The 21,358-nt window shown below is 47.1% G+C and carries 21 protein-coding genes and 3 pseudogenes; 7 read left to right on the top strand and 17 right to left on the bottom strand.

Features of this window, described 5'->3' with window-relative positions; genetic code table 11:
- Positions 1-249 precede the first annotated feature (249 nt).
- The 5 genes and pseudogenes from BMI79_RS24215 to BMI79_RS10395 form a co-directional block, all read right to left on the bottom strand.
- Positions 250-396, bottom strand: a pseudogene (locus BMI79_RS24215) (transposase); the annotation flags it as partial.
- A gap of 283 nt (positions 397-679) precedes the next feature.
- Entirely contained in the window at positions 680-1,096 is a 417-nt protein-coding gene (locus BMI79_RS10410; protein ID WP_076942051.1) for a type II toxin-antitoxin system VapC family toxin, read from the bottom strand.
- Positions 1,093-1,323, bottom strand: a complete 231-nt coding sequence (gene vapB / locus BMI79_RS10405; protein ID WP_076942050.1) for a type II toxin-antitoxin system VapB family antitoxin — start codon at positions 1,321-1,323, stop codon at positions 1,093-1,095. Before vapB ends, BMI79_RS10410 begins: the two co-directional genes overlap by 4 nt.
- A 259-nt stretch (positions 1,324-1,582) precedes the next feature.
- Positions 1,583-2,134 (bottom strand): helix-turn-helix domain-containing protein, encoded by a 552-nt coding sequence (locus BMI79_RS23545; protein ID WP_125828781.1) that lies wholly within the window; start codon positions 2,132-2,134, stop codon positions 1,583-1,585.
- 29 nt (positions 2,135-2,163) lie between these two features.
- Complete coding sequence (locus BMI79_RS10395; protein ID WP_076942049.1) at positions 2,164-2,646, bottom strand: transposase; 483 nt, start codon at positions 2,644-2,646, stop codon at positions 2,164-2,166.
- Positions 2,647-2,923: 277 nt separating this feature from the next.
- Here BMI79_RS10395 and BMI79_RS10385 point away from each other — a divergent pair, with 277 nt between their 5' ends.
- The gene (locus BMI79_RS10385) at positions 2,924-3,949 is read left to right on the top strand and encodes an AbrB family transcriptional regulator (RefSeq protein ID WP_076942047.1); all 1,026 of its coding nucleotides are present in this window, start codon (positions 2,924-2,926) and stop codon (positions 3,947-3,949) included.
- Here the strand turns inward: BMI79_RS10385 and BMI79_RS23540 are convergent, their stop codons facing one another.
- The 4 genes and pseudogenes from BMI79_RS23540 to BMI79_RS10370 all read right to left on the bottom strand — a co-directional run bounded on the left by BMI79_RS23540 (position 3,950) and on the right by BMI79_RS10370 (position 6,323).
- Positions 3,950-4,300, bottom strand: a complete 351-nt coding sequence (locus BMI79_RS23540; protein WP_125828779.1) for a hypothetical protein — start codon at positions 4,298-4,300, stop codon at positions 3,950-3,952.
- A gap of 77 nt (positions 4,301-4,377) precedes the next feature.
- On the bottom strand, positions 4,378-4,710 hold the full coding sequence (locus tag BMI79_RS10380) for a class I SAM-dependent methyltransferase (protein ID WP_076942046.1): 333 nt from the start codon (positions 4,708-4,710) through the stop codon (positions 4,378-4,380).
- A gap of 393 nt (positions 4,711-5,103) precedes the next feature.
- Positions 5,104-5,343 (bottom strand): annotated as a pseudogene (locus BMI79_RS10375) (TIGR03747 family integrating conjugative element membrane protein); the annotation flags it as partial.
- A 473-nt stretch (positions 5,344-5,816) separates the two neighbouring features.
- Positions 5,817-6,323: an ester cyclase gene (locus BMI79_RS10370; RefSeq protein WP_076942044.1), complete on the bottom strand. Its 507-nt coding sequence runs from the start codon at positions 6,321-6,323 to the stop codon at positions 5,817-5,819.
- 82 nt (positions 6,324-6,405) lie between these two features.
- Between BMI79_RS10370 and BMI79_RS10365 the strand changes: the two genes are divergently transcribed.
- Entirely contained in the window at positions 6,406-7,338 is a 933-nt protein-coding gene (locus BMI79_RS10365) for a LysR family transcriptional regulator (protein WP_076942043.1), read from the top strand.
- Positions 7,339-7,448: 110 nt separating this feature from the next.
- Here BMI79_RS10365 and BMI79_RS10360 read toward each other — a convergent pair whose 3' ends face one another.
- The 7 genes from BMI79_RS10360 to BMI79_RS10330 form a co-directional block, all read right to left on the bottom strand.
- On the bottom strand, positions 7,449-8,483 hold the full coding sequence (locus tag BMI79_RS10360; RefSeq protein WP_083704413.1) for a glycoside hydrolase family 43 protein: 1,035 nt from the start codon (positions 8,481-8,483) through the stop codon (positions 7,449-7,451).
- A 24-nt stretch (positions 8,484-8,507) separates the two neighbouring features.
- On the bottom strand, positions 8,508-9,608 hold the full coding sequence (locus BMI79_RS10355) for an ABC transporter ATP-binding protein (RefSeq protein WP_076942042.1): 1,101 nt from the start codon (positions 9,606-9,608) through the stop codon (positions 8,508-8,510).
- An 84-nt stretch (positions 9,609-9,692) separates the two neighbouring features.
- Positions 9,693-10,514 (bottom strand): carbohydrate ABC transporter permease, encoded by an 822-nt coding sequence (locus BMI79_RS10350; protein ID WP_076942041.1) that lies wholly within the window; start codon positions 10,512-10,514, stop codon positions 9,693-9,695.
- A gap of 1 nt (position 10,515) precedes the next feature.
- Entirely contained in the window at positions 10,516-11,406 is an 891-nt protein-coding gene (locus tag BMI79_RS10345) for a carbohydrate ABC transporter permease (RefSeq protein ID WP_076942040.1), read from the bottom strand.
- A gap of 64 nt (positions 11,407-11,470) precedes the next feature.
- Positions 11,471-12,754, bottom strand: coding sequence for an extracellular solute-binding protein (locus BMI79_RS10340; protein WP_076942039.1), 1,284 nt, complete (start codon positions 12,752-12,754; stop codon positions 11,471-11,473).
- A gap of 78 nt (positions 12,755-12,832) precedes the next feature.
- Positions 12,833-14,251 carry a carbohydrate porin gene (locus BMI79_RS10335; RefSeq protein ID WP_076942038.1) on the bottom strand — a complete coding sequence of 473 codons (1,419 nt, stop codon included), beginning with the start codon at positions 14,249-14,251 and terminating at the stop codon, positions 12,833-12,835.
- A 225-nt stretch (positions 14,252-14,476) separates the two neighbouring features.
- Entirely contained in the window at positions 14,477-15,574 is a 1,098-nt protein-coding gene (locus tag BMI79_RS10330; RefSeq protein WP_076942037.1) for a cellulase family glycosylhydrolase, read from the bottom strand.
- Positions 15,575-15,768: 194 nt separating this feature from the next.
- Here BMI79_RS10330 and BMI79_RS10325 point away from each other — a divergent pair, with 194 nt between their 5' ends.
- The 5 genes and pseudogenes from BMI79_RS10325 (at position 15,769) to BMI79_RS10300 (ending at position 19,915) form a co-directional block, all read left to right on the top strand.
- On the top strand, positions 15,769-16,776 hold the full coding sequence (locus tag BMI79_RS10325) for a LacI family DNA-binding transcriptional regulator (RefSeq protein ID WP_076942081.1): 1,008 nt from the start codon (positions 15,769-15,771) through the stop codon (positions 16,774-16,776).
- 546 nt (positions 16,777-17,322) lie between these two features.
- Positions 17,323-17,472, top strand: a pseudogene (locus BMI79_RS24210) (IS5 family transposase); the annotation flags it as partial.
- A gap of 190 nt (positions 17,473-17,662) precedes the next feature.
- Entirely contained in the window at positions 17,663-18,634 is a 972-nt protein-coding gene (locus BMI79_RS10310; RefSeq protein WP_076942035.1) for a TerC family protein, read from the top strand.
- A gap of 163 nt (positions 18,635-18,797) precedes the next feature.
- Positions 18,798-19,205 carry a hypothetical protein gene (locus BMI79_RS10305; protein WP_076942034.1) on the top strand — a complete coding sequence of 136 codons (408 nt, stop codon included), beginning with the start codon at positions 18,798-18,800 and terminating at the stop codon, positions 19,203-19,205.
- Between the two features lie 209 nt (positions 19,206-19,414).
- The gene (locus BMI79_RS10300; protein WP_125828777.1) at positions 19,415-19,915 is read left to right on the top strand and encodes a hypothetical protein; all 501 of its coding nucleotides are present in this window, start codon (positions 19,415-19,417) and stop codon (positions 19,913-19,915) included.
- A 198-nt stretch (positions 19,916-20,113) separates the two neighbouring features.
- On the opposite strand, the gene kch is transcribed toward BMI79_RS10300, so the two are convergent.
- Positions 20,114-21,298, bottom strand: a complete 1,185-nt coding sequence (gene kch, locus BMI79_RS10295; protein ID WP_076942032.1) for a voltage-gated potassium channel protein — start codon at positions 21,296-21,298, stop codon at positions 20,114-20,116.
- Positions 21,299-21,358 lie beyond the last annotated feature (60 nt).

Below are 21,358 nucleotides of genomic sequence, written 5' to 3'. Positions count from 1 at the left end.
TAGTTGACGCAGAGTGAGATAGTCAGAGAACGGTGGGTCTTCAAACAACGGGAAAGTATTTTCTCAACGGCGACAATTGATCTTAGCGACTGTTGCGCCCCGCAACACTGTATGATTTTTAGCCACTTTTGCTACCGGCAACACTGTATACTTTTTAGCCGCTGTTGCGGCCGGCAACACCGCTTAATTTTTAATCACTGTTGCGCCCCGCAACACCTTGCGTGTTTTTAGGTACTCGAAGGTGGGCACCATATCTGCGGGATAACCGAAGAACGTGTTGAGATTTTCCCAGTGGGAACGCCAACTTTTGCTGATTTGCGGGTATTCTTCATCTCAGACATCTGCGAACTTGTCCAACGCCATCAGAGCCGCTTCCTCTATCTGGGCCTGGTACAAATATGCCACTCTAGTGAAGTATTATCGTGCCTATCAAATTGTTCGAAGCAGTAAATATCATCTCTTTCAATGGGTAATGTATAGTAAAAAAGATCCCATACAAAAAGCTCGGCTGTATATTTTCCCTATGGTATCAGCCGTAATCATCTGTTGATGCCTCTCAACATTGTAGATCTACTGAAGGCAGAATAGCGTTATGCCAGACTAAAATAAGAACGTCTGTTACCAGGCAGTTGAAATAACCTACCGGGCGTTATGAGTGGTGATCCCTTAAACCATCCGCTTACTTCACCCAGTCCTCCAGCTTCAGGTCCGGTACCCGCGAAAATTCCCGCGTATTATTCGTCACCAGTATGGCGTCTGCCGCAATGGCATGCCCAGCAATCGCCGTGTCGTTGGGACCGATGGGTGTCCCGGCTGCAGACAGCGCCGCCTTAACTTTCATGGTGGCATCCACCGCCGCCCGGTCCCAGGCCAGGACGGCATCCAGGCGGGCGCAAAATGCGTCGACCAACTGTGCGTAGCGCGGGGAAGCTTTTTTTCCGATAGCGCCGAAGCGCATCTCGGCGTAGGTGATAGCTGAGACCACGATGCGGTGATTGCGCAGTACGGCCTGCTCAAGACACTTAATCACAGCTTCCGGCTGCTCGCGCATGATGAATGAGCAAATGTTGGTGTCCAGCATATAGGTCTTGTTCACAGGTCAAATCGTCCTTCGTCGCTGACAACGTCCTCACGCTCCGTCATAAAGTCCGTGTCGGCTTTTTCGAGTTGTGTGAACGATCCCCAGGTCGGCCGGATGGGACGCAGGATGATACGGTCCCCTTCCCGGACAATCTCCAGCTCGCTAACTCCCTCAAAATCCAGATCGCGGGGCAGACGGATGGCACGGTTATTGCCATTCTTAAATATAGATACGGTTCGCATGTTGTCCTCCTGGTACTATGGCCTCATGGCCCTCTGCATATGCTAAGTATAGGTGGATTCCGTGCATATGCATAGTGTTAGCATATGCATATGCTAAAGATATGCGCATCCCTTTTCTATACAGGCACCATACCTATGTTAGGCATATGTAATTTTATCTTTTTTCACAGCAGATCCGAAAAGTGGTATTTCCGGCACCTCGCCACAAAGATACCAGATACAGTGTCTTAATAGTTATATACACCACTATATGCAGAGCCTACCCCGGTTGTCCCCCCCGATCATCCCGGTCATTTGATAAAATTTTTCTGCCGGTGACAATCCGTCGCCAGCAGGATGATGAGGTTGTCCTTTGCGTATCATCTGTACCGGCACAATACCAGCGGCCTCGTACCACTGAAGGCAGCCAGGTGATATCCCTAGTCCACACCTGACAGGGCCCGGATGCGGTGAACGTCGTCGGCGGTTTTACCCGGCTCGACTTGAGACGACGGCCACGATGATGCACTTCCCCATGACGACGCAGCACCCGGTAAAAGGTCGACTCACTTGCCAGATAAACGCCTTTATCCGCCAGTCGTGGCACGATCTGTGACGGCGGCGGGCTGGCATACTCGGGGTGATGGCTGACAGCCCGTATCTGCTGCTCTTCTTCCACACTCAGGCGATTGGCGGGCGCTGGGCGTATCGCCGTGGTTCTTCGGTCTTCCGGGGACGTTTGCCAGCGCTGCCAGGTGCGTACACTGGGCTCAACTTCGCGGCAGGCCACCGCCCGGCGGGCACCGGCAGTGACGGCCTCATTTATCCACACGATAAACTGCTGCCGTTCCTCGCTGGGTGTCAGTCGTCCTCGTCCGTTTCCCCGTAGTAGTCCCTGAGCTTTTTTCTTAACACCAGGATCGCCGCCGCCTCCGCCAGCGCCTTTTCTTTACGCAGCAGTTCCTTTTTCAACTGCTTGTTTTCTTTCTGGCTTTGCTTGAGAGCCGCTTTATCATCACCAGAAGGAACCTGCAAAAAAGCCTGTTTCCATTGCGCTATCTGCACGGGATAGAGCCCCTTTTTGCGGCAGTATTCGGCGATTTCCGTTTCACTTAACGTGGCGGTTTCCACGATAACGGCGAGCCGCGCTTCGGCGGGCCACTGTTCACTGTTTTTCTCTGCACCGGGCACCGGTTTCCCCTCTGATTTAGCCTGATTGCGCCAATTATAGAGAGTAGCTTCCGATATCCCTTCCATCTGTGCAACAGCCGCGACGTTCATGTTGTAAGGGGGCAGCAATTTTGCCAACACGCTGGCTTTACGTTCTGGAGAAATACGTTTCATTTGTCACTCCGTCGCCCTCTGGATCCATTTTTAGAAGGGGGTGACAACTATGCTGACACTGAGGGCCCCTTTGGCAGTATTAAGGTTTGCCCTGATTCGCTCTGTCTCCTGAATGCAGAAGACATTGTAGTACCTGGAATAAAATGCATTGGCCAACTGACGGTCGGCGAATATTATGCGGTAGGAAACATTGATGTGCTTCATAGTCAGGCCAAGCTGGCGGTGGAAAGCCGCTGGCACGATGCTTCTTCAAGAATGGCTATAGTGGGAGAGTAGCATGAAATTTATAGGCAGCTTTCTGCTGTGTGTACTGGCTGGTTGGTTTTTAACACTATACGGCGTACCTTTAGGTATGATGTTCGGCCCTCTCATCGTGGTGATAGTACTCAAACGCTGGCGGATATCCATACGTGCCATACCCGGCAGTATTACCTTTATCCAGCTATCACTTGGCATCTCTATCGGCCTAATGTTTCGCGGAATGTCTTTCGGGGAAACTGGTAGTCTGTTTGCTCTACTCAGCCTATTGTGCTTGTGTTTATTGTTGCAATTTATTACCAATTATCAATGGTGTATCCGCCGCTTAGGTTGGAGCAAAGACGAAGCAATTCTGGGCTCAGTTCCGGGAGCAATGGCTGCAGTGCTAGCCCTTGCGACCCATATCAATGCACCACCGCAGAAAATAGTTATCTCTCACGCCCTACGACTGATTACACTGACCATGCTTGCAGGCTTCATTGCAGGCGGGGAGACGCATTCTAGCCTTTCCTTATACTGGACGGATTTTGGTTCCACGCAAAATACGTTATGGTTGGGAGGCATAGGCATAATTGGCTTTATTTCTGGTAAGTTGTTGGAGCGTTGGCATCTCCCTGCTCCATTTATGATTACTTCACTTTTTTGTTCAGCATACTTTCATACCTTGGCACCTCAACCGCTACATTTCCCAGATATCTTGAATCAACTGAGCATGGTATTAATGGGGATACTTATTGGGCATCATTTTACCGCGTTTTCAATAGTCGAATTTATGCGTCACCTATGGGCATCTGTTCAACTTATAGCCCTGAGCCTCACGGTAACATTCCTTATCGCTTTTGGTGCATCTACTTTGCTCGGTTATCCATTGTACTTGTTGATACTTTCCTGGGTACCTGGCAGCGTGGAGTCCATGTCTTTCGCTGCATTAACCTTAAAAGCCGACGCTGGATTTGTGATGGCGAACCATATTATAAGAATGCTGATCATTCATACCTTACCTGCCTTGGCACTCCATCGCCAGAAGCAGGAGGATACAGGTTGATTATTTTTTAGCGACAACAACCATTTTTTTACTCTTTGGATCCCAATCTCTTTCACTTAATAGCCCAGAATAGAAATCAACATGTTTGAAACCACTATAATGCAGCATATTTTCTAGTTCTTTCGGATTATAAAATACTACATCAAGCGTTGTACGACAGGAATGTGCCCTACGGCAAGATGTTATCGTATATTGTAAATTTACTCCTTGCTCATATTGTATTCCTGAGCGTTCTTTTTCTATTACCAGGCTTTCATCACCCTTGCTAATCACGACCCTGTTCATAAAACCAGATGATTCGAGTGTATCACCATTAATAGTATCAATGACGATCTCTCCTGATGCTTTCAATTGGCTAGCGCAACGCTTAAGGAAACGAGCATTTCGATAATGCGGATAATAGCCAAAAGAGTTGAAAAGAATAATGATCAGATTAAACTGCCCCCTCCCCCTAGCATATCGTCCATTTCGCCCAAATAAAATCTCCCACGTTCGCCAAAGTTATGAATACTTGCCTGTTCTATAAAACTTGGTGATAGATCAATACCCGTAACTCTATGTCCCAATCTCATTAAGGCTTTGCTATGACGAACATAACCGCAAGGAGTGTCCAGAATATCCAATATACCTTGCTGCTCGATTATCTCTAGAACACTTTTGACTTCGTTATCTGTAACACTATCATCTAGGCGATCTTGTTGAAAATACATGAAATCATCTAATGAAAAAAACTCAACTGGTGAGATATTGACTATTGTCATAGCGTCTCCTTTTATAATCAAATGTAGGGTAAGAAAATTGTGATTAATAAAACTAAAGATACTATTTTCAGCACACGAAAATCATCGTTAAAGATAGGTGCAAAATTCACTTTTTAGATTGCCCCACTATCTTATGGTAAACATCAGCAATAAGAGCCCCGCAGAGCTTTACATAAACCGACTGGAAATTATATTACCCTTAACCCTCTGATAAAATCTACTGAAGACAGTTAAAACCTTTAAGTAAAGTCCCGCAGTCTCAATTACACACTCGTTCACTTCTAAAAAATCAACGTCAAAATTAATTTTTATCCAGTATTACAGTAACATCTCTATCCTAATAAATGATAAACACTTCATGGCCAAACTATTTATCACATGAAAACTAAAAAGTTACAAATACTTCTTAAATGAGCCCATCGTCACCGAGATCGCCAGCCCCATCAGCAGTGCAGCGGGCAGCAACAACAGGTTCGGATAGACCGAAAACGGAGCAGACAGGTACAGCACGCAGGGAATATATACCGCCGGTTTCACAAACCGCTTGGCGTGGTGGTACAGAAAACTCGATTCATACCCGGCCCCGTAGCGCCGCAAATCGCGCCTTACCATCCCGTCCACAATCCCCACCAGGCCCCGCGCTGGTATATCAACTTGCCGGGTGCGGTCGATGCGGTGTACCTGGTGACACAGTTGGCCGGGCGCACGCTCAATTAGGCAAACATTATTATATTTGGAATACTTTTAACCGGCCATTTGACCGGTTAAAAATGCTATCTACAGGCCTAATGTTTATGATTTTAAACTCGATCTGAAGCTCTTGCCGCTCAGGGCTGACAGTCAGATTTTTTCACAGCCGCACTGCTTAGTCCTTTTGACTTATTGTTACCAAGCCATAGACCATCAGAACTCTAGTTGAACCTGACTTCATTTCTTCATCCTGTAGAATGTAGAAGAATTCACGATGCTGCAGAATATTCACCTCTGCAGTAATCAGCGTTCAACAGCAGTTATACAACGAAGTTTATACTCAAAGTATTTCAAGTCGAAGGTAGGCGGCAAATTATGGAGCCTGTAAACAATGTGAATGAACCTAGTTTATAGCGTTACTTGACTGAAAGTTGGTGTACAGCACTTAACCAATCCTCAATGTGGTAAGAACGCACGATCTTACCATTTTCCACCGTGTGGATATCGGTAGACATGATCCTGAAGCCTTTGCCCCCATAAGGTACTCCCATAAATTCAGTCATCGGTATACCGGAGGCTTCACCACGTACAATGATACGGTTGCCATCGACCAAGAGTTCTTTGATTTCCCATCTCAAATTGGGGATAACTTTGCCAAAGCCAGCAATGTCCGCAGCCACTTTCTCACGTGGTTTGCAATCATCATTACCTTTGCAAGACACCCATTCAGGGGCTGTCGCCTGTAAAATAAGCTTTTTGGAGTCCTTGGCAGGGGCGGTATTTAACGCGTCGTAAAACGGGGCTACTATAGCTTGTGCCTCCGCAGAACTAAGGTTTTTCGCCTGAAGCCCCAGAGACGTGAATAGGCCGGTCAGTAAAGTTACTCCACAGACCAGTCGCAGGTAAAACGCAGATTTTGTCATTATGCTCTCCATGAAAAATGTAAACGCAAACCTATCTTATGGCATAAGATAAGATGAATATAATGAATATTATGCTTACCTCATGAATAAAATTGATTTAAGAAAGGTTGATCTGAACCTGCTTTTACTGTTCGAGACGTTAATGCGTGAAGGCAGTGTTTCCAAAGCCGCTGAACAATTAGGACGTACACAGTCAGCAATTAGCCATGCGCTTGCGCGGTTACGTGAGCAATTGGGTGATCCTTTACTCGTCAAAGTGGGTGGACGGATGCAACCTAGCCCTTACGCACTGGAATTAGTGCAGGAGATTCGCCCCATTTTACGTAGTATTGAGCGTGTATTGAGTCCACGCGAAGCCTTTGATGCAGCAACATCTACTCGACGTTTTCGCCTGGTTGTTCCCGATCTGGCGATGAGTTTATTTTCTCACCTGATGCAACGTATTCAGCGAGAAGCCCCCAACATAATGATTGAATGGGATATTCCAAAGCTCAGCACTCCAGTGGATGTTGCTGAGGAGATTGTTGATTTGGCGCTATTGCCAGAAGCGATCCAACGGCCAGAGGGGGTAGCTTCGAGACTGGTGGGGGATTTTCAGTGGGCATGCTTTATGCGGTCAGGGCATCCTGCGCTGCAACGTTGGGGCAAAAAGTCTTGGGCTGAGTGGCCGCATATTGTAGTAGGCATCGGTGACCGTGTGCGTAATCCAGTGATATCGGCGGCAGAAAAGGTCAAATTGCAGCGAAGAACAGGTCTTATAGTGCCGACATTTGGTGCCGTGGCGCCCTTACTGGCACAAACCGATATGCTCACGACGTTGCCTGTGATTGTTTTGGCAGATGTGATGAGACGTTTTGAATTACAGGTAAAACCTGTTCCGTTCGCAATACCGGATATGCCACATGTTTTAGCTTGGAGTGCTCGGTTGAACAATGACCCTGCCAGCCGTTGGTTACGAGAGTGTTTTGCCGAAATCTATCAGGTAAAGTTGGCTGAGGCAGGAAGGCTGATATAGATTTATAGCCGTCATCATTCAAGTTGTGGTGACTGTGAGCAGTGACTCGACTCTCTCAAAGGAGTAAACCGCCCCGGTTTTCTTGGAGAGAGTTTAGTCCTTTATTTGATTCAATTCGGCCTGGCTTGTTGCACTTGAGAACCAATGGCTCGCCCAAAAGCAGGAAGTCCATTAACCTGCCAGCCAAAAGGCTGCATATGGATTTCACGCGCCCACCCCGCGCCTTTGAATTTTGCCGTGTGGTAAATCAACCAAGCTTGTCCGTGATTGTCGGTAAAAAAGCCGTTATGTCCCGGGCCATAGACATCGGCGGCTTCATTCTTGCTAAAGACCGGGGTAGGATGTTTACGCCAATTAGCCGCTACCATCGGGTCGCCCCCGTTGAACAGCAGCAGACCAAGGCAATAATCATCTGTCCAACTTCCGCTGGCAGAGTAAACAATGAACGCCTGGCCTTTAGGGTTGAATAACACCTGTGGTGCTTCGTTAACCTGTGGTGTTCCGATCTGTTCCCACGCAAATTCGGGCCTGGATATTTCGACACGTTCACCCGTTAACTGCCACGGGGTAGCCATTCTGGCGATATAAAGACGCTGCTGTTCATTAGTATCGCCTTCCCAGCCAGACCAGATAAAGTAACGTTTTCCTTCAAACTCGAAAATAGTGCCATCAATAGCCCATTTATCACTGGTATCTGCTATTTTTCCAGACTGAGTTGCCGTTGGGTAATCATAGTGACTGAACGGATCGCTATTTTCTGATTGCAGCACATACATACGTTGTCGGGTCATATCACCTGCCGATGCGGCAAAATAGATGTACCAACGGCCATCGAGATAATGTAACTCAGGTGCCCAGACATGCTCGCTATTCACACTATTGGGTTTAGGCATCCATACGACTTTCTGTTCAGCATTTTCCAAATCACTCAAATCTGTCGTGCGCCATAGCGTGATATTACTCGCCGTGGTTTGAGTGTAGTAATAATAACCATCACTATGATGTACTACCCACGGATCGGCACCATCGCTCAGGACCGGGTTAGTAAACGTGGTATTTGCCTGTAATGACATGATATTTCCCATCATTAATAAAATAAAGATACCCATCCAGTGCGTTACCTGATGCTTCATATTCCTTTCCATCTGGAGATATCCTTTAACAGAGTGTCAGCAACGTAACGTTTTACCGTCTTTGTCAAACAGGTGAATATGTTCAAACGCAATCGACAAAGAAATAGCTTCATGGCATTCAGGTATATGGGAGTTGGTGTTTATTTTTACCAACAGCAACGGATCGACTCCGGGACATTGAACATGCAAGAATGCTGAATCCCCAAGATTCTCTACCAGTGAAACGTGGCCTCTAAGATGGCATTCGCTGCTATTCTCCTCCACGACTGCCAGATGTTCCGGGCGAATACCCAACTTTATTTGTTGATGCCCGGTACAATCAAACCTGGTCTTGGCAATCTTGATAGGGAAATCATTCCCCAGCTCAAGATGCCATGCATCATCTTTTTCTGCGTTTACTCTGGTTGTGAGAATATTCATTCTTGGGGTTCCCAGAAAAGTCGCAACAAATTCGGTAGCAGGACGTTGATAGAGTGCGACAGGGGAACCAACCTGTTCGATGTATCCTTTATTGAAGACCACAATCCTATCGCCCAAGGTCATGGCTTCCACTTGGTCGTGGGTGACATAGATCATGGTCGTGCCCAATTTCTGATGCAAGCGCGCCAACTCTGTGCGCATTTTTCCTCTCAGCGACGCGTCCAGATTAGAAAGCGGCTCATCAAACAGAAAGACCTCCGGCTCACGGACGATGGCTCGGCCAATCGCTACCCGCTGCCGCTGTCCACCGGAAAGCTCTGCCGGTTTGCGCTTCAGCAAATGGGCCAATTGCAGGGTTTCTGCCACCTTATTAACTTTAATGGCGATCTCTTTCTTGGATGTTTTATTGAACAGTAAGGAAAAACCCATGTTTTCCTCTACCGTCAGGTGTGGATAGAGCGCGTAAGATTGGAAGACCATCGCGACTCCCCGTTTTGCGGCTTCAAGCTTGTTCGCCAGCTTGTCGCCAATATGAACCTCACCCGCAGTAATATCCTCCAGCCCCGCAATCATCCGCAGCAACGTTGACTTACCACAGCCGGAAGGACCAACAAAAACGACAAACTCCCCTTTATTAATTTTTAGATTAACGTTATGGATGACTTGATTTCCATCAGGATAAATTTTCTTCACATCGTTCAATATTACACTAGACATTCTCTTGATCTCTTTCACCAACCTCAATGAGGTTGTAATAAAGTGAGGACCTGTTCAGGCAACCAAGCTAACCCAAACATTCATTTAACCTTTCAGTCCAGTCGCGGCGAGAAAACCTGAAGCAACCCTCTTTTGGAAGATCACATAAATAATCGCAACTGGCATACCGCCAATCAGCGCCGATGCCATATTCTGTGCATATCTGACGCCATAGCTATCATTCAATTGGGTCAAGCCAATCGGGATCGTCATATTCTCGGTAGAGCTGATCACCAGGAATGGCCAGAGGAAATTATTCCATGCACCAATAAAGGTAATAATCGCCATGGCATAAATAATATTTTTCGACAGTGGAATATAAACTTTCAATAAAACCTGGATTTCGCTGGCTCCATCCAGGATCGCCGCTTCACGAAAATCTTTGGGAACCTGATCAAAAAAGCGTTTGAAGACAAAAAGCACCATAGGTGAGACGATCTGCGGCAGAATGATCCCGCCGAGCGAGTCAACCAGCCCCATATGGTAAATCTGTCGAAACAGTGGGATGACCAACGCCTCAAAGGGAAAAATAATCCCGAACATGCAGCTCCAGAAAAGCAGATTGGCGCCCCGGAATCTGAGTTGCGAAAAACTATAGGCCGCCAACACGGTAATCAGCAAAGTCACGCCGGTGATCGCTAAAGAAGTGACAACGCTGTTTATGAAGAAGGTCGGTAAGCTTCCGAAGGTCAACACATTGACGAACGCTTCAACGGTGGAAGGATCGGGCAGCCATTGTAACCCGGAGACAGTTTGTGCTTCTGAACGCAATGCTGTACTGAACGCCCACAACAGCGGGCTGCTCCAGAGAAAACACAGCAGCAGAGTCAATATCACGGCCAGCAGAGAACTCAGCTTTATATTCATCTTAACTCCGACGATTGATAAAACGGCTAAGCAAAGATTGCAGTAACAGGATCAGCAAAATAATGAGTACGAAAGTCACCGCGATGGCAGAAGCATAACCGGCATTTTGATTAACAAATCCCGTTTCATACATGTAGTGGAGCACGACTTTTGTACTGTCAAATGGTCCTCCTCCTGTAAGCAGGTAGGTCTGACCAAATATTTTTAACGATGCAACTAACTGCAAACCAAAGACCATCAGGGTAACCGGACGTAGTTGCCGCCAGGTAATGTAGCGAAATGTTCCCCAGCGGGTCGCGCCATCCAATCCCGCGGCTTCATAAAGATCTTGAGGGATATTTTTTAATGCGGCGAGGAACAGTAATACGTTAAAACCCACCGTCCACCAGATGGTGGCAAGTGCCACCATTGGCATGGCAAAGTCAGGATCGTTAAACCACGCGACCTGGGTACCAGCAACCAGGTTCACCACGCCAAAAGTTGGATGTAACATCCAACTGGAGATCATGGCCATCACGGCGATCGGCAAGATATTAGGAATAAAAAAAATAGCCTGCACCGTACTGGCAAAGTAGCTCAAGCGGTTGATCAACATTGCCATGACCAACCCTAGAGCCGTGAGTGGAACCACCGTCAGCAGCGAGAAGTACCCCGTATGCAACATCGCAGACCAAAAACCAGGATCCTGCAACAGTTCAACATAGTTAGCTAACCCAACATAGCCGTGAGTTTCTGTTAAGCCGCTATCGGTAAAGCTGAGCTGCAATGTCTGCAGTGCAGGCAATACAAAAAAGAGCACGAATGCAAGTAAAAATGGCATTAACATCATCCAGGGTATCAACGTCTTACCTGCACTGGCCGAGATTGTTTTTTGTCCGTCTTGGTTATACATACCTGAGTACCACCGTTTAAAAAAGCTGCTGCTTATAACCCGCAGGCTGTCGCCACACAGTGTATTAGCGAGCGGGGCGGTTCATAAATTTACCCGCATCGCGCTCAAACATTTGCAGGGCCTTTTCGGGTGCAAGTTGGCCTGTCAACGCGGCTGGGAAGTACTTGGAAGCGGCGGCTTGTAGAGGACCGGCAGCGCCACTGTACCAACCATCGGGCTCATAGATAATGTGGCTTGCTGTTGCAGTGGCATAGTCATTCACCAGTGGCATCGCTTTAAATGTTTCGGTGCTCACTGCTGGCTCAAAAGCAGGAATATGGCCACCTTCAGCCCAGGTCAGCGCATGCTCGTTGACATAGGTAGCAAACTTCACGATGCCGAGCATCTTCTCTGCCGTGATCGGCTTCCCTTTGTTATTTGGAATGGCGATAGCATGCGAGTCAGCCCAGACGGCTGGGTTGCCATTAAAGAAGGCAGGAAGCGGAGCAACGCCAATATCCAGAGCTTGCTGCTTGTTATTCATCTTATCCATGACCGAAGGGATCTCCCACACACCGTTAAGCATGAAGGCGGAATGCCCGGTCAAGAATTCAGTCGTTGAGGAGGAGTAATCCAGTCCCTTGGTGGCATAACCCTGTGAGTACCAACTTGCCATGGCGTCCATCGCTTTTCTGCCGGCTTCACCGAAGACGAACTGGTTGTTCTGGATAGTTTGCGCACCTTGCTGGCGAATCATTGATAACCATAACCGATAAGGCATGTAGGACATGGGAGAGGTTTCCATGCTAAGCCCTGCGGCACCGGTTTGTTTGACACTCTCGAGTACCGTGTTGAACTGTTCTAAAGAGTCAATCGGTTTAAGCTTGCCCTGCTCATCCAAAAGACCGGCTTTACGGACAATATCCTTGTTGTAATAGAGAACGAGCGCATGGGTATCTATCGGCAGGGCATAACTTTTACCTTCGACGGTACTCTGCTGCCAAAGCAATGGGAAAATTTTGTTAGAGTCATAGCGAGCACCTTTTAATGCTGCTTCTGTGATGGGTTCCAAGCCATTAGTTTGCGTAAAACCGGAAATCTTGGACAAATGAATAGTCGCCATATCTGGACCACTGCCCAGCGATGAAGCTGTTTTCAGTTTAGTGTAGAAAGGCTCCCCCCAATTCAATACCGTTGTTTCTATTTTATATTCGTCCTGGCTGGCATTGAAACCTTCAACCAAGGTTTTCATTCGTGTGCCATCACCGCCATTAAGCAATGTCCAGTATTGGAGCGTAGTCTGTGCCATCGCGATTGGGGATAATATTGTCCCCATAGTCAACAATAACAAAATTTTTGACTTGTTCATTTTTCATGATCCTTTTATTAATTCAGTAAAGTAAATGCATCTATTTGACTGATAGGGATTGGGAAAAACAGCTGGTGATTACCACCAGGCTTCCCACATTGCCCCAACATTTAACGCATTCAGTCTGGTATCATCATTATTAAGGATGCTTTTGTTGCGCTTATTATCGACCTCACCAGCAGTGACATAGAAACGCAACATAGGTCGGAAGCTTGGCCCCATACCAATCGAGATGTTTTGTGAAAGGGTCGCTTTCCAACCTGAATTCCTGCCACCTTCTGAATAATCCACGATCTGATACCCTGTTTCAAACCAGGTGGAATGAACATCATTCCAAAAATACATAGGGCGTAGAATAATCCCGTAATTAGTTCTGTTATCTTTTCCATTACCTTCAATATGGAAATCATGATAGGCCAGTAAATACTCAACAGAGGCTTTCTTAGAGAAATTAACATTGCCTTCTGCGCTGGCAAAAATAGTCGTCAGGTCTTCTGTTTTCCAATAAACGCTGTTATCGGCACGATCACTGTAACGCATTATTAACCGGTTATAACCGTATTCCCAACCGCGCCCAAGCACCAGCGCACTCTGCCAGGCATTCAACCTTTTGTCTTTATCAACCGCTTTAGAATCAAAACCGTAGTTACCATATAACTCAAGATCGGCAATCCCCAAATCGATGTTATACAGCTTCGACGTCAATGCGTAATGCCCGCTATCGCCAACACCACCGCCCCCTGTACAGGTAACTCGTGAAGGATTGGGGTTGTTGTTATCGCTTATCAGCCGTGGATCACACCATTCCACCGCACTGACCACCCCTAACTCCAGTTTGGTCGAGCCTAATTCAAGGTTCTTGATACCAGCGCCTTGACCATCATAATTCATCACCATGTAGTCATTAATGCCCTGTTGCAAGCGTTGGTGAAAATCGCGCCCCGCCCAGAGATAAGCATTAGGCTGGGAATCAAGTACCTGTGTCACGCCAGCATAACTTTTCTTCAGATTGACCTCATCTCCCCAGTGGTCAATCATTACGTTCACATCCCAGATAGCTCCCTGCTCGCTACGGAAAAATTTGGTAAGCTGGAATTCCCCCCCGTTACCTTCATTACCTAAACGCCCTAGCGATGAAGCACCATTAAAAGAACCATCAACACCCACATATTTCAAGTCATCCGCCTGATAATGGGCCCCATAGCGCGCATAGCCGGAGAACACTAATCTATTAGGATCTTCTTTATCTGATTTTTTTTCTGGCTCCGGCTGAACTTTAAGATCGGAAACTTCGCCATAAACCGGCTTTTCTTCTACAGCCTTTTTCTCAGCCATTGCCGCTTCCAGCTTCTCCTGCCTTTCATTAAGGGCTTTCTCAACGGCAGCGGCAACGATTTTGTTCAGTTCACTGCGCGAGACCATATCATCGCTCGCTGCGATGGCACTAACGGAAAACAAAGCTGTGGCAGCCAGCGGTAATACTTTCAAAGAGGCCATGAGATATCCTTTCTATTAGGTTATTTCCGTTGCCAAGTTACAAGGCACGGTGGGAAGTGGGCCATTTGCTCGTTCCTGAGCCTTATCCTGTATGCTGGCCCGGTTCGAAGATGCCCTACGGTTTTATCGTCCAGAAAAGCCATCGATTGATTTCAATGGCTGGAACTGGCTCTCTAACGGTTTACTGGGTATGAACTATTTTGGATATGGTTAAGGTGGTGGTCATTATCCAACTCGTGGATGCAAACCCACTTTACTCAGGCGAGCGACAAGCTCCACTTCCGCCTTGCGGAAAGGAATACCATGTTCGTCAAAAACGTCATGGAACCAGAGATGAGCGTAATCTTCACGTTTCTGCAGCACGACAGGCCATGGCATAAAGGTTTGGGTTTTGCCGCGTACCAGCCCCCACTGATAGGGGACGACGTTGCAGGCATGCATCAGGGGGAGTTGTTCTTCAAAGTTGCTGCCGACATGGCGTGCCAACCATTCGGTGCAGAATATAGGGCGATCGAACTGCTCCATATAGCGTAACACTCGAACCATTTTGGATGTGGCAATGTAGGCATGGAAACTGACCACATCTGACAACTTGAGAGCTGCCTGATCGATCGGATGCTGAAACATCTCTTCATCGGGCTGATCCTCGTCCAGCGGCAGGTGCCATGCACCCACGGTCAAGGGCTGTGTCGGGTTTTCCTCTCGTGCCCAACCGAATGCAAGCACCATCAGCTCCAAGGCGAATTTTTCCAGCTTCTCGTGATACAGCGTTTCTGTTATTCCGGTGGCAAAGGTGCCACGATTGCCCGGCTCGTTGTATACGTCCCATACCACAATGCGTTTGTCATTGCGGAACGTCCGCACAATATCGCGGATATAACCTTCAATTTCCGGCCAGGTACTCGGGTCGCACACTTTATCTCGTCCGGGGCTGGCTGCCGCCTGGCTATTATGCTTACCTGGAATCGGCGCCTTTTGAGGGCCAAGGTAAGGTTCATCGCCTGAAAAACTGCAGTCATCCATCAACGTCAACATGACTCGTATGCCTTGTTTTTCAGCTATCCCGAGGAAAGTATCAATACGCGATAACAGCCCAATCCGGTCATGCTGCCAGACGATAAAAGGCAGGTTGATGCGCAAGGTGTTGTAACCGACCTGCGCCGCCCAGCTCAGCTCTTCATCAATAATAGAGGCATTGAACGTTTCAGCCTGCCAGATATCTGTCCAGTTCACCGCTGAACGTGGCAGATAATTAAAACCGCACATCCATCCCTGTTGCCGATACCAGTCATTTGCCTGCTCTTTACTCCACTGTTGGTGCATAACCACTCCTATCCTACGATCACTACAGTAATTAATATTATTAGCTAATATTTATTAGCAATAGTGGTGGACGGCAAGCCTATGATGGTGAAATTGTATGCATGGTCACACTTCTGTTATTCCCCGCCGGTGAAATGTGACGACAAACTCACTGTGATATAGTGCGAACAGATAGGCAGAAGATGATGGAAGCAATGGAAAAGAAAAATAAAATCACCATGAATGATATTGCACGCGAAGCGGGTGTATCACAGGCTACGGTGTCGCTTATTCTAAACAATGCACAGAGCATCAAGCTTAGTGATGAGACACGTTCACGGGTTATCAACACGGCACAAAGGCTGGGTTATAAAAAGATCCCTTCACCACATAAAGTGGAAGGGCAAGAAGAAATTGCGATTATTATCAATTCGATGCCAAGCTATGATCCTTTTGTTGATGCACTCAGTCAGGCGCGTGATGAGGCGTGGCGCAACGACGTGCTGTTGACAATTTACGATTACGGTGATGATGTTGATTTAGCCCTGCGCATTATCCGGCAGCTTGAACAGCGCCGTTGTGCCGGGATCGTTCTTGCTTCTCCAATTACCCGAGGTATCGATTTTTCGCTTTTCGATCATTGCACCACACTGCCTCTGGTATTATTAAACGTTTATGACCATGCCTATCCACTTCAATCAACCTTCTTACCAGACGACTACGCCAACGCGCTGCAGGTTACGCGCCATCTTATTCATCAAGGCGCACGGCGCATCGCGCATATCATGGGGGACGACTGGATGGATGCCTCTCACCATCGTCTCGCTGGGTATAAAGCGGCTTTGGAGCATGCAGGTATCCCATTTGATGACGCACTAGTGATAAAAACTAACTGGCGCCTTGATGAAACACATCAAGCAACCTATCAGGTAATGCACCGTGCTTCTCGGCCGGATGCGATTTTTTGCTCAAGTGACTGGATGACGTTGGGGTGTTATCAGGCTTTAGCAGAGATGGAAGTGAAGGTGCCACAGGATATTCTGGTCGCAGGATATGACGATCAGCGAATTGCTGAACAACTCATGCCCAAGCTGACTAGCGTGCAGTTACCTTACACAGAATTGGGCCGTATGGCCGTGGAATACCTCTGCCAAGGGGAATGCACCACGACACATGTCAGGATGGCGGGGAAATTACAAATCCGTGGTTCGACAATACGGTAACTCATTTAGATGCGCAAAAATAAATGGTTGTTCCACGTTAGCGGGTCAAGTCAAAAAAGTTGCTGTGTTACTTGTTGGGCAGCCAACAGATAAAGTTTCTCCATGTGTCACTGCTCATAGTCCTATTGAAATGGCAGAGAAGATTGACGAACTGGATGCAAATTATGATCGTTCCCATGGCTGGACCGACTGGTTTCAGGACGGCAACGATCTGGTGCTCGGTGAATCGGATCTTACGCATAGCGAATTCCTCAGGTGGACATAATCTGTATGTCGGAAGATCTCTAAAAGTGATGTTTCCAGAGCCGCCAACTCATCTCGCTGGTAACGTGCCCCTAGGGTGTGTCCCGTAACTATTTTTTGTACACTTTAGCGATATTTAGCCGACAAGAGGCTTTTGAATTTGGCTCACTATGATGTCCCTGATGAGGTTTGGGCGCTCATTTCCACCCTGTTGCCGCCTGAACGTAATCGTGTTAGCGGCGGTCGCCCTTACCTTGAACATAGGCCTGTAATGAACGGGAGCTTTTGGGTGCTACCCAGCGGTATAAAAAACGCAATGTCGTCGAGCGGTGCTTTGGGATGTTAAAAGAACATCGTCGCATTGCCACACGCTTGGAGAAAACAGCCAGAAATTACCTTTGCATGCTTAAATTAGGCTCTGTTCGGTTGTTTTTAAACCGACTATTGGGTTAAGGGACACAGCCTAGTTCTCTTTATCAGAACCAAGTTTTATATCACCTGCCTTTTGGGACCTTTACTAATCGTTACTATGTCTTTCAAAATCGCCACCTCTTGACTACGCTCTAGCAGTATTCTGGTATTTATTAAACCTATTGATAACTTTTAACTATTGTGGCTTTTTACGTTTTGTTGAGGAAGATGTATGGCGATAAACAGCGTTGGCAGCCCCGTGTTATGGGCTGTTTTTTCCACCATCATTATCGTGATGCTGGCCATAGACCTGCTGCTGCAAGGAAGAAAAGGTGAACAAACCATGACAATGAGGCAAGCTGCCTGCTGGTCACTGGTTTGGGTCAGTATGGCTCTGCTGTTTAATTTTGGTTTTTGGTACCACCTGAATCAAACAGCAAGCAGAGATATAGCTGATGCTCAGGCATTAGCTTTTTTCACTGGCTATCTCATCGAAAAAGCGCTGGCCGTTGACAACGTTTTTGTTTGGCTGATGCTGTTCGGTTATTTCGCTATTCCGTCACACTTGCAGCGACGCGTGCTGATCCTCGGCGTACTCGGAGCAATTGTACTGCGAACCATCATGATTTTTGCCGGAAGCTTGCTGATTTCTAAATTCTCTTGGTTACTCTATCTGTTTGGTGCTTTCCTGCTGCTTACAGGGATAAAAATGGCATTAACTAGAGAAGATCCAACAGCGATCGGCAATAAGCCTGTAGTAAAGTGGCTTCGGAAACACCTGCGTATGACTGAACATCTTGAGGGAGAGCGTTTCTTCGTGCGTCGTAACGGCGTGCTGTTTGCCACCCCACTGTTACTGGTGCTGATAATGGTAGAGATAAGCGATGTTATTTTCGCGGTCGACAGTATTCCCGCTATCTTCGCTGTCACCACAGATCCTTTCATCGTGCTCACCTCAAACTTGTTCGCTATTTTAGGTTTACGCGCCATGTACTTCTTGCTGGCGAATGTTGCTACGCGCTTCTCAATGCTGAAATATGGTTTGGCATTGATCTTGGTCTTTATCGGTATAAAAATGCTGATAGTGGATCTCTACCATATCCCCGTCGCCATCTCTTTGAGTGTGGTCGTCACAATTTTGACTGTCACCCTATTGATTAACGTGTGGGTCAATCATCGCCGCTCATCCTCCCCATATTCATAGGTAATTTGAATGAAGGTATCAGGATGAATATTGAGTGAGATTAGTCCTGAATTGGGCATTGAACCATGGATTGGCTTAATCAGCATCATGTTGTCTATTTGTACTAAAATACGTTAACAACGGTGCATCAGCACAATTTCAAGAACCAGAGGTGAGATTAAAAATGATCAAAACATTACACAAAGTTCTACTGGCTTCCCTAGTGAGTTTATTGCTTGCAGGGTGCGACGACGGTTCAAACACTGACGCTACAGAGGAAAAAGCCAGCACGCTGAGCGAAAAAGTGCAAAGTGAGATCGGTGCTCTTAAAGAGGTTGGCACCAGCCAGGTTCAGGAGTTGAAACAGAAGGCAGATGCGTTAAAGGTAGAAGCGACTGAACACACACAAAGTCTGAAGGAAGAGGCGCTGAAACACACCGACGCGCTGAAAGGAGATCTCAGCGACCAGGCACAATCGTTGCTTGATTCAGCCAAACAGCAGGTCGAAGCCTTCAAAACAGGGGATAGCGGCGAAGCGGCGCAAACTGACGGTGAAAACGATGCACCTGAAAAATCAGAGAAGAACCCATAGCAGGTTATGGGTACGTGCCGCGTACTACAGAGTAATGTTGTTCTCTCAGGTGTGCGGCCTTGGTTTGGCATATGACGTATTTGTATAAATGGTGAAACGATTCGTTTGGGTCCATAGTTGCCGTCATTGGAGCCTGATGGTTTCATTCTTTCTGTTTTAGGCGAGCCAATCTGCGTTCTAAATCCTGTTCCACAGCTTTGCGGCGATAAGTGGATAGCTTACGAATAGAAACGGATTATCCCCCAACGATATTGGACAGCGCCGCTACCGACTCTTCTGTTTCCTTTGCCGATACCGGACTGGAGCCGGTGACCGACATTTGGCATATCTCCACCCTGCAGGATGACCTGGAGCATCTGCAGGATGCGGCCTTTCGTCTGGCGTTTGAACTGGCTGAAGTATTGCAGGTTGAACAGGCGCTGTGTGAAGACAATGCGCCAACTTCAGCCGGATACCGTATACAGATCAACCTTCATCAGGCCTCTCCCATCACGCGGTTACTGGCTGCACTGACCGGTGATGCGGCAGTCTCACTGTCTGCGAACGAATTGACCCAGATGGTGTTCGGCACTGAACAGCCTGCCGATAGGCCATTGCTGGACGATGTCCTGGTAATGAAGTTTTTACGGTTAATCCGTGTGATACGGCGTTTGCGGGAGATCCAGCGCCAATCTCAGCAGTGTGAAAATGGAGAGACTGATGATGAATAAACCCCGTAAGGACTGGTATCGTCTGCATTTTATTAGTAGGGTCATGATTTTCACCTGATCGGGCTGCTCTCTACCCGACAGGGCATCAAGGTTCGAAACCTTAAAATGCGCTTTGCCCTATCACTTTGTGCAAGAGTTGCGCTTGAGTAACGATGTTTATAGAAGTGGTGTTACGAATAGCAGCATCAGTAACAAAGATCACGGGCTCTTGTTACCCTCCTGCTCATGGCTGAAAAATGTATCAAGATTAAGGTCTCGATTAATCACTTCCCCATTCAAAGATCGTACCAATAGCTCACTACCTAATAACTGGAGTGAGAGGACCGCATCGGGTTTTACGCGCTTTATCTTGCTCATATTCTGGCTTTCATTAACCAAAGTGATAGTTTTAGTCTCTTTCCCACCGACTTCTTTGGCAGCCAATATAACAAAAGCGTTAACCGCATCGCTTTCCGTTAAGGCAACGATATATTTTGCCTTTTCAGCCCCTGCCAATGTTAACGTCGCAACGGAAGAGGGATCGCCTTCAACCACATCGGTGTAATCGGGGAAAAGTTGCTTGTGGCCCTGCTCGCAAACGATGGTGACCTTGCCACCGTTTTCAGTCAGCCCTTTATGGACATTCTGTGCCAGCGCAGAGGCACCAACAATAATATAGTGGTTTTTACGTGCCATATGGGAAAAACGCCCTTTCATAATGTACTGAAGATTTTGACTGATTAGCGTGCCAGCAATAGATGCTACCGAGGTAGCAAAGATCGTGATACCAAAGATAATCACCGTTAGCGTAAACATGCGCGCTAACGTGGTATGTGGAATAATATCGCCGAAGCCAACAGTAGACATGCAGACAATGGCAAAATAGAACGCCGTAGGCAGATCGGTTATCTTGGGGGTGAACTGCTCGCCAAGGTATAATGTCCCCAACATGCTATAAACAATGAGCGAAGCCATACTGGCAAGAGCAAAAAAGCTGGTGCTCCCTAGGCTGTGATGATCGAAACGGCGCCAGAAGATCATCAGTGCTACGACAGTGATAAACGAGTACCACACTAAGGCGGTAACCTGTTTGAAAATAAAGATATCAACGACGATGATACAGCTAAACAAAATCAATGAGAAAAACCAGGCAATACGAGCCCTCCAAAGCAAAATAACCGCCATAAAGATCAGCACTATGCCAATCATAAGGCGAGGAATATCCATAGTATCGAGAAAACCTATCGTCTCGTGCCAAGAAGTGAAGCTATTTAACAAATCGTGAGAGTGTTGCCAAAGCTTCCAAAAGATCGGGCTAAGTATCAAATACCCATTATGCGCAACCATTAACGCAATAATAAAAGTTACAGGAGTTAGGCGTTCTATCTTTTTCAGAATTTTCATTAAACTCACCGTATCTCCACATCATCTGTAACCAAGCGGCTTCAAGCTGTAGATAGACAA

Origin of the sequence: Serratia oryzae (assembly GCF_001976145.1) — a bacterium.
Lineage (GTDB): Bacteria > Pseudomonadota > Gammaproteobacteria > Enterobacterales > Enterobacteriaceae > Chania > Chania oryzae.
This window is presented reverse-complemented; position numbering and strand designations above follow the sequence as displayed.

What these genes read in the sequence shown, in the direction of transcription:
- BMI79_RS10345 (WP_076942040.1), bottom strand. Translation starts at nt 11,406, where the DNA reads ATGTATAACCAAGACGGACAAAAAACAATCTCGGCCAGTGCAGGTAAG.
- BMI79_RS10385 (WP_076942047.1), top strand. Translation starts at nt 2,924, where the DNA reads ATGAAATTTATAGGCAGCTTTCTGCTGTGTGTACTGGCTGGTTGGTTT.
- BMI79_RS10305 (WP_076942034.1), top strand. Translation starts at nt 18,798, where the DNA reads ATGATCAAAACATTACACAAAGTTCTACTGGCTTCCCTAGTGAGTTTA.
- BMI79_RS10325 (WP_076942081.1), top strand. Translation starts at nt 15,769, where the DNA reads ATGGAAAAGAAAAATAAAATCACCATGAATGATATTGCACGCGAAGCG.
- BMI79_RS10380 (WP_076942046.1), bottom strand. Translation starts at nt 4,710, where the DNA reads ATGACAATAGTCAATATCTCACCAGTTGAGTTTTTTTCATTAGATGAT.
- BMI79_RS10395 (WP_076942049.1), bottom strand. Translation starts at nt 2,646, where the DNA reads ATGAAACGTATTTCTCCAGAACGTAAAGCCAGCGTGTTGGCAAAATTG.
- kch (WP_076942032.1), bottom strand. Translation starts at nt 21,298, where the DNA reads ATGAAAATTCTGAAAAAGATAGAACGCCTAACTCCTGTAACTTTTATT.
- BMI79_RS10360 (WP_083704413.1), bottom strand. Translation starts at nt 8,483, where the DNA reads ATGGAAAGGAATATGAAGCATCAGGTAACGCACTGGATGGGTATCTTT.
- BMI79_RS10330 (WP_076942037.1), bottom strand. Translation starts at nt 15,574, where the DNA reads ATGCACCAACAGTGGAGTAAAGAGCAGGCAAATGACTGGTATCGGCAA.
- BMI79_RS10340 (WP_076942039.1), bottom strand. Translation starts at nt 12,754, where the DNA reads ATGAACAAGTCAAAAATTTTGTTATTGTTGACTATGGGGACAATATTA.
- BMI79_RS10355 (WP_076942042.1), bottom strand. Translation starts at nt 9,608, where the DNA reads ATGTCTAGTGTAATATTGAACGATGTGAAGAAAATTTATCCTGATGGA.
- BMI79_RS10365 (WP_076942043.1), top strand. Translation starts at nt 6,406, where the DNA reads ATGAATAAAATTGATTTAAGAAAGGTTGATCTGAACCTGCTTTTACTG.
- BMI79_RS10350 (WP_076942041.1), bottom strand. Translation starts at nt 10,514, where the DNA reads ATGAATATAAAGCTGAGTTCTCTGCTGGCCGTGATATTGACTCTGCTG.
- BMI79_RS10370 (WP_076942044.1), bottom strand. Translation starts at nt 6,323, where the DNA reads ATGACAAAATCTGCGTTTTACCTGCGACTGGTCTGTGGAGTAACTTTA.
- BMI79_RS10310 (WP_076942035.1), top strand. Translation starts at nt 17,663, where the DNA reads ATGGCGATAAACAGCGTTGGCAGCCCCGTGTTATGGGCTGTTTTTTCC.
- vapB (WP_076942050.1), bottom strand. Translation starts at nt 1,323, where the DNA reads ATGCGAACCGTATCTATATTTAAGAATGGCAATAACCGTGCCATCCGT.
- BMI79_RS10335 (WP_076942038.1), bottom strand. Translation starts at nt 14,251, where the DNA reads ATGGCCTCTTTGAAAGTATTACCGCTGGCTGCCACAGCTTTGTTTTCC.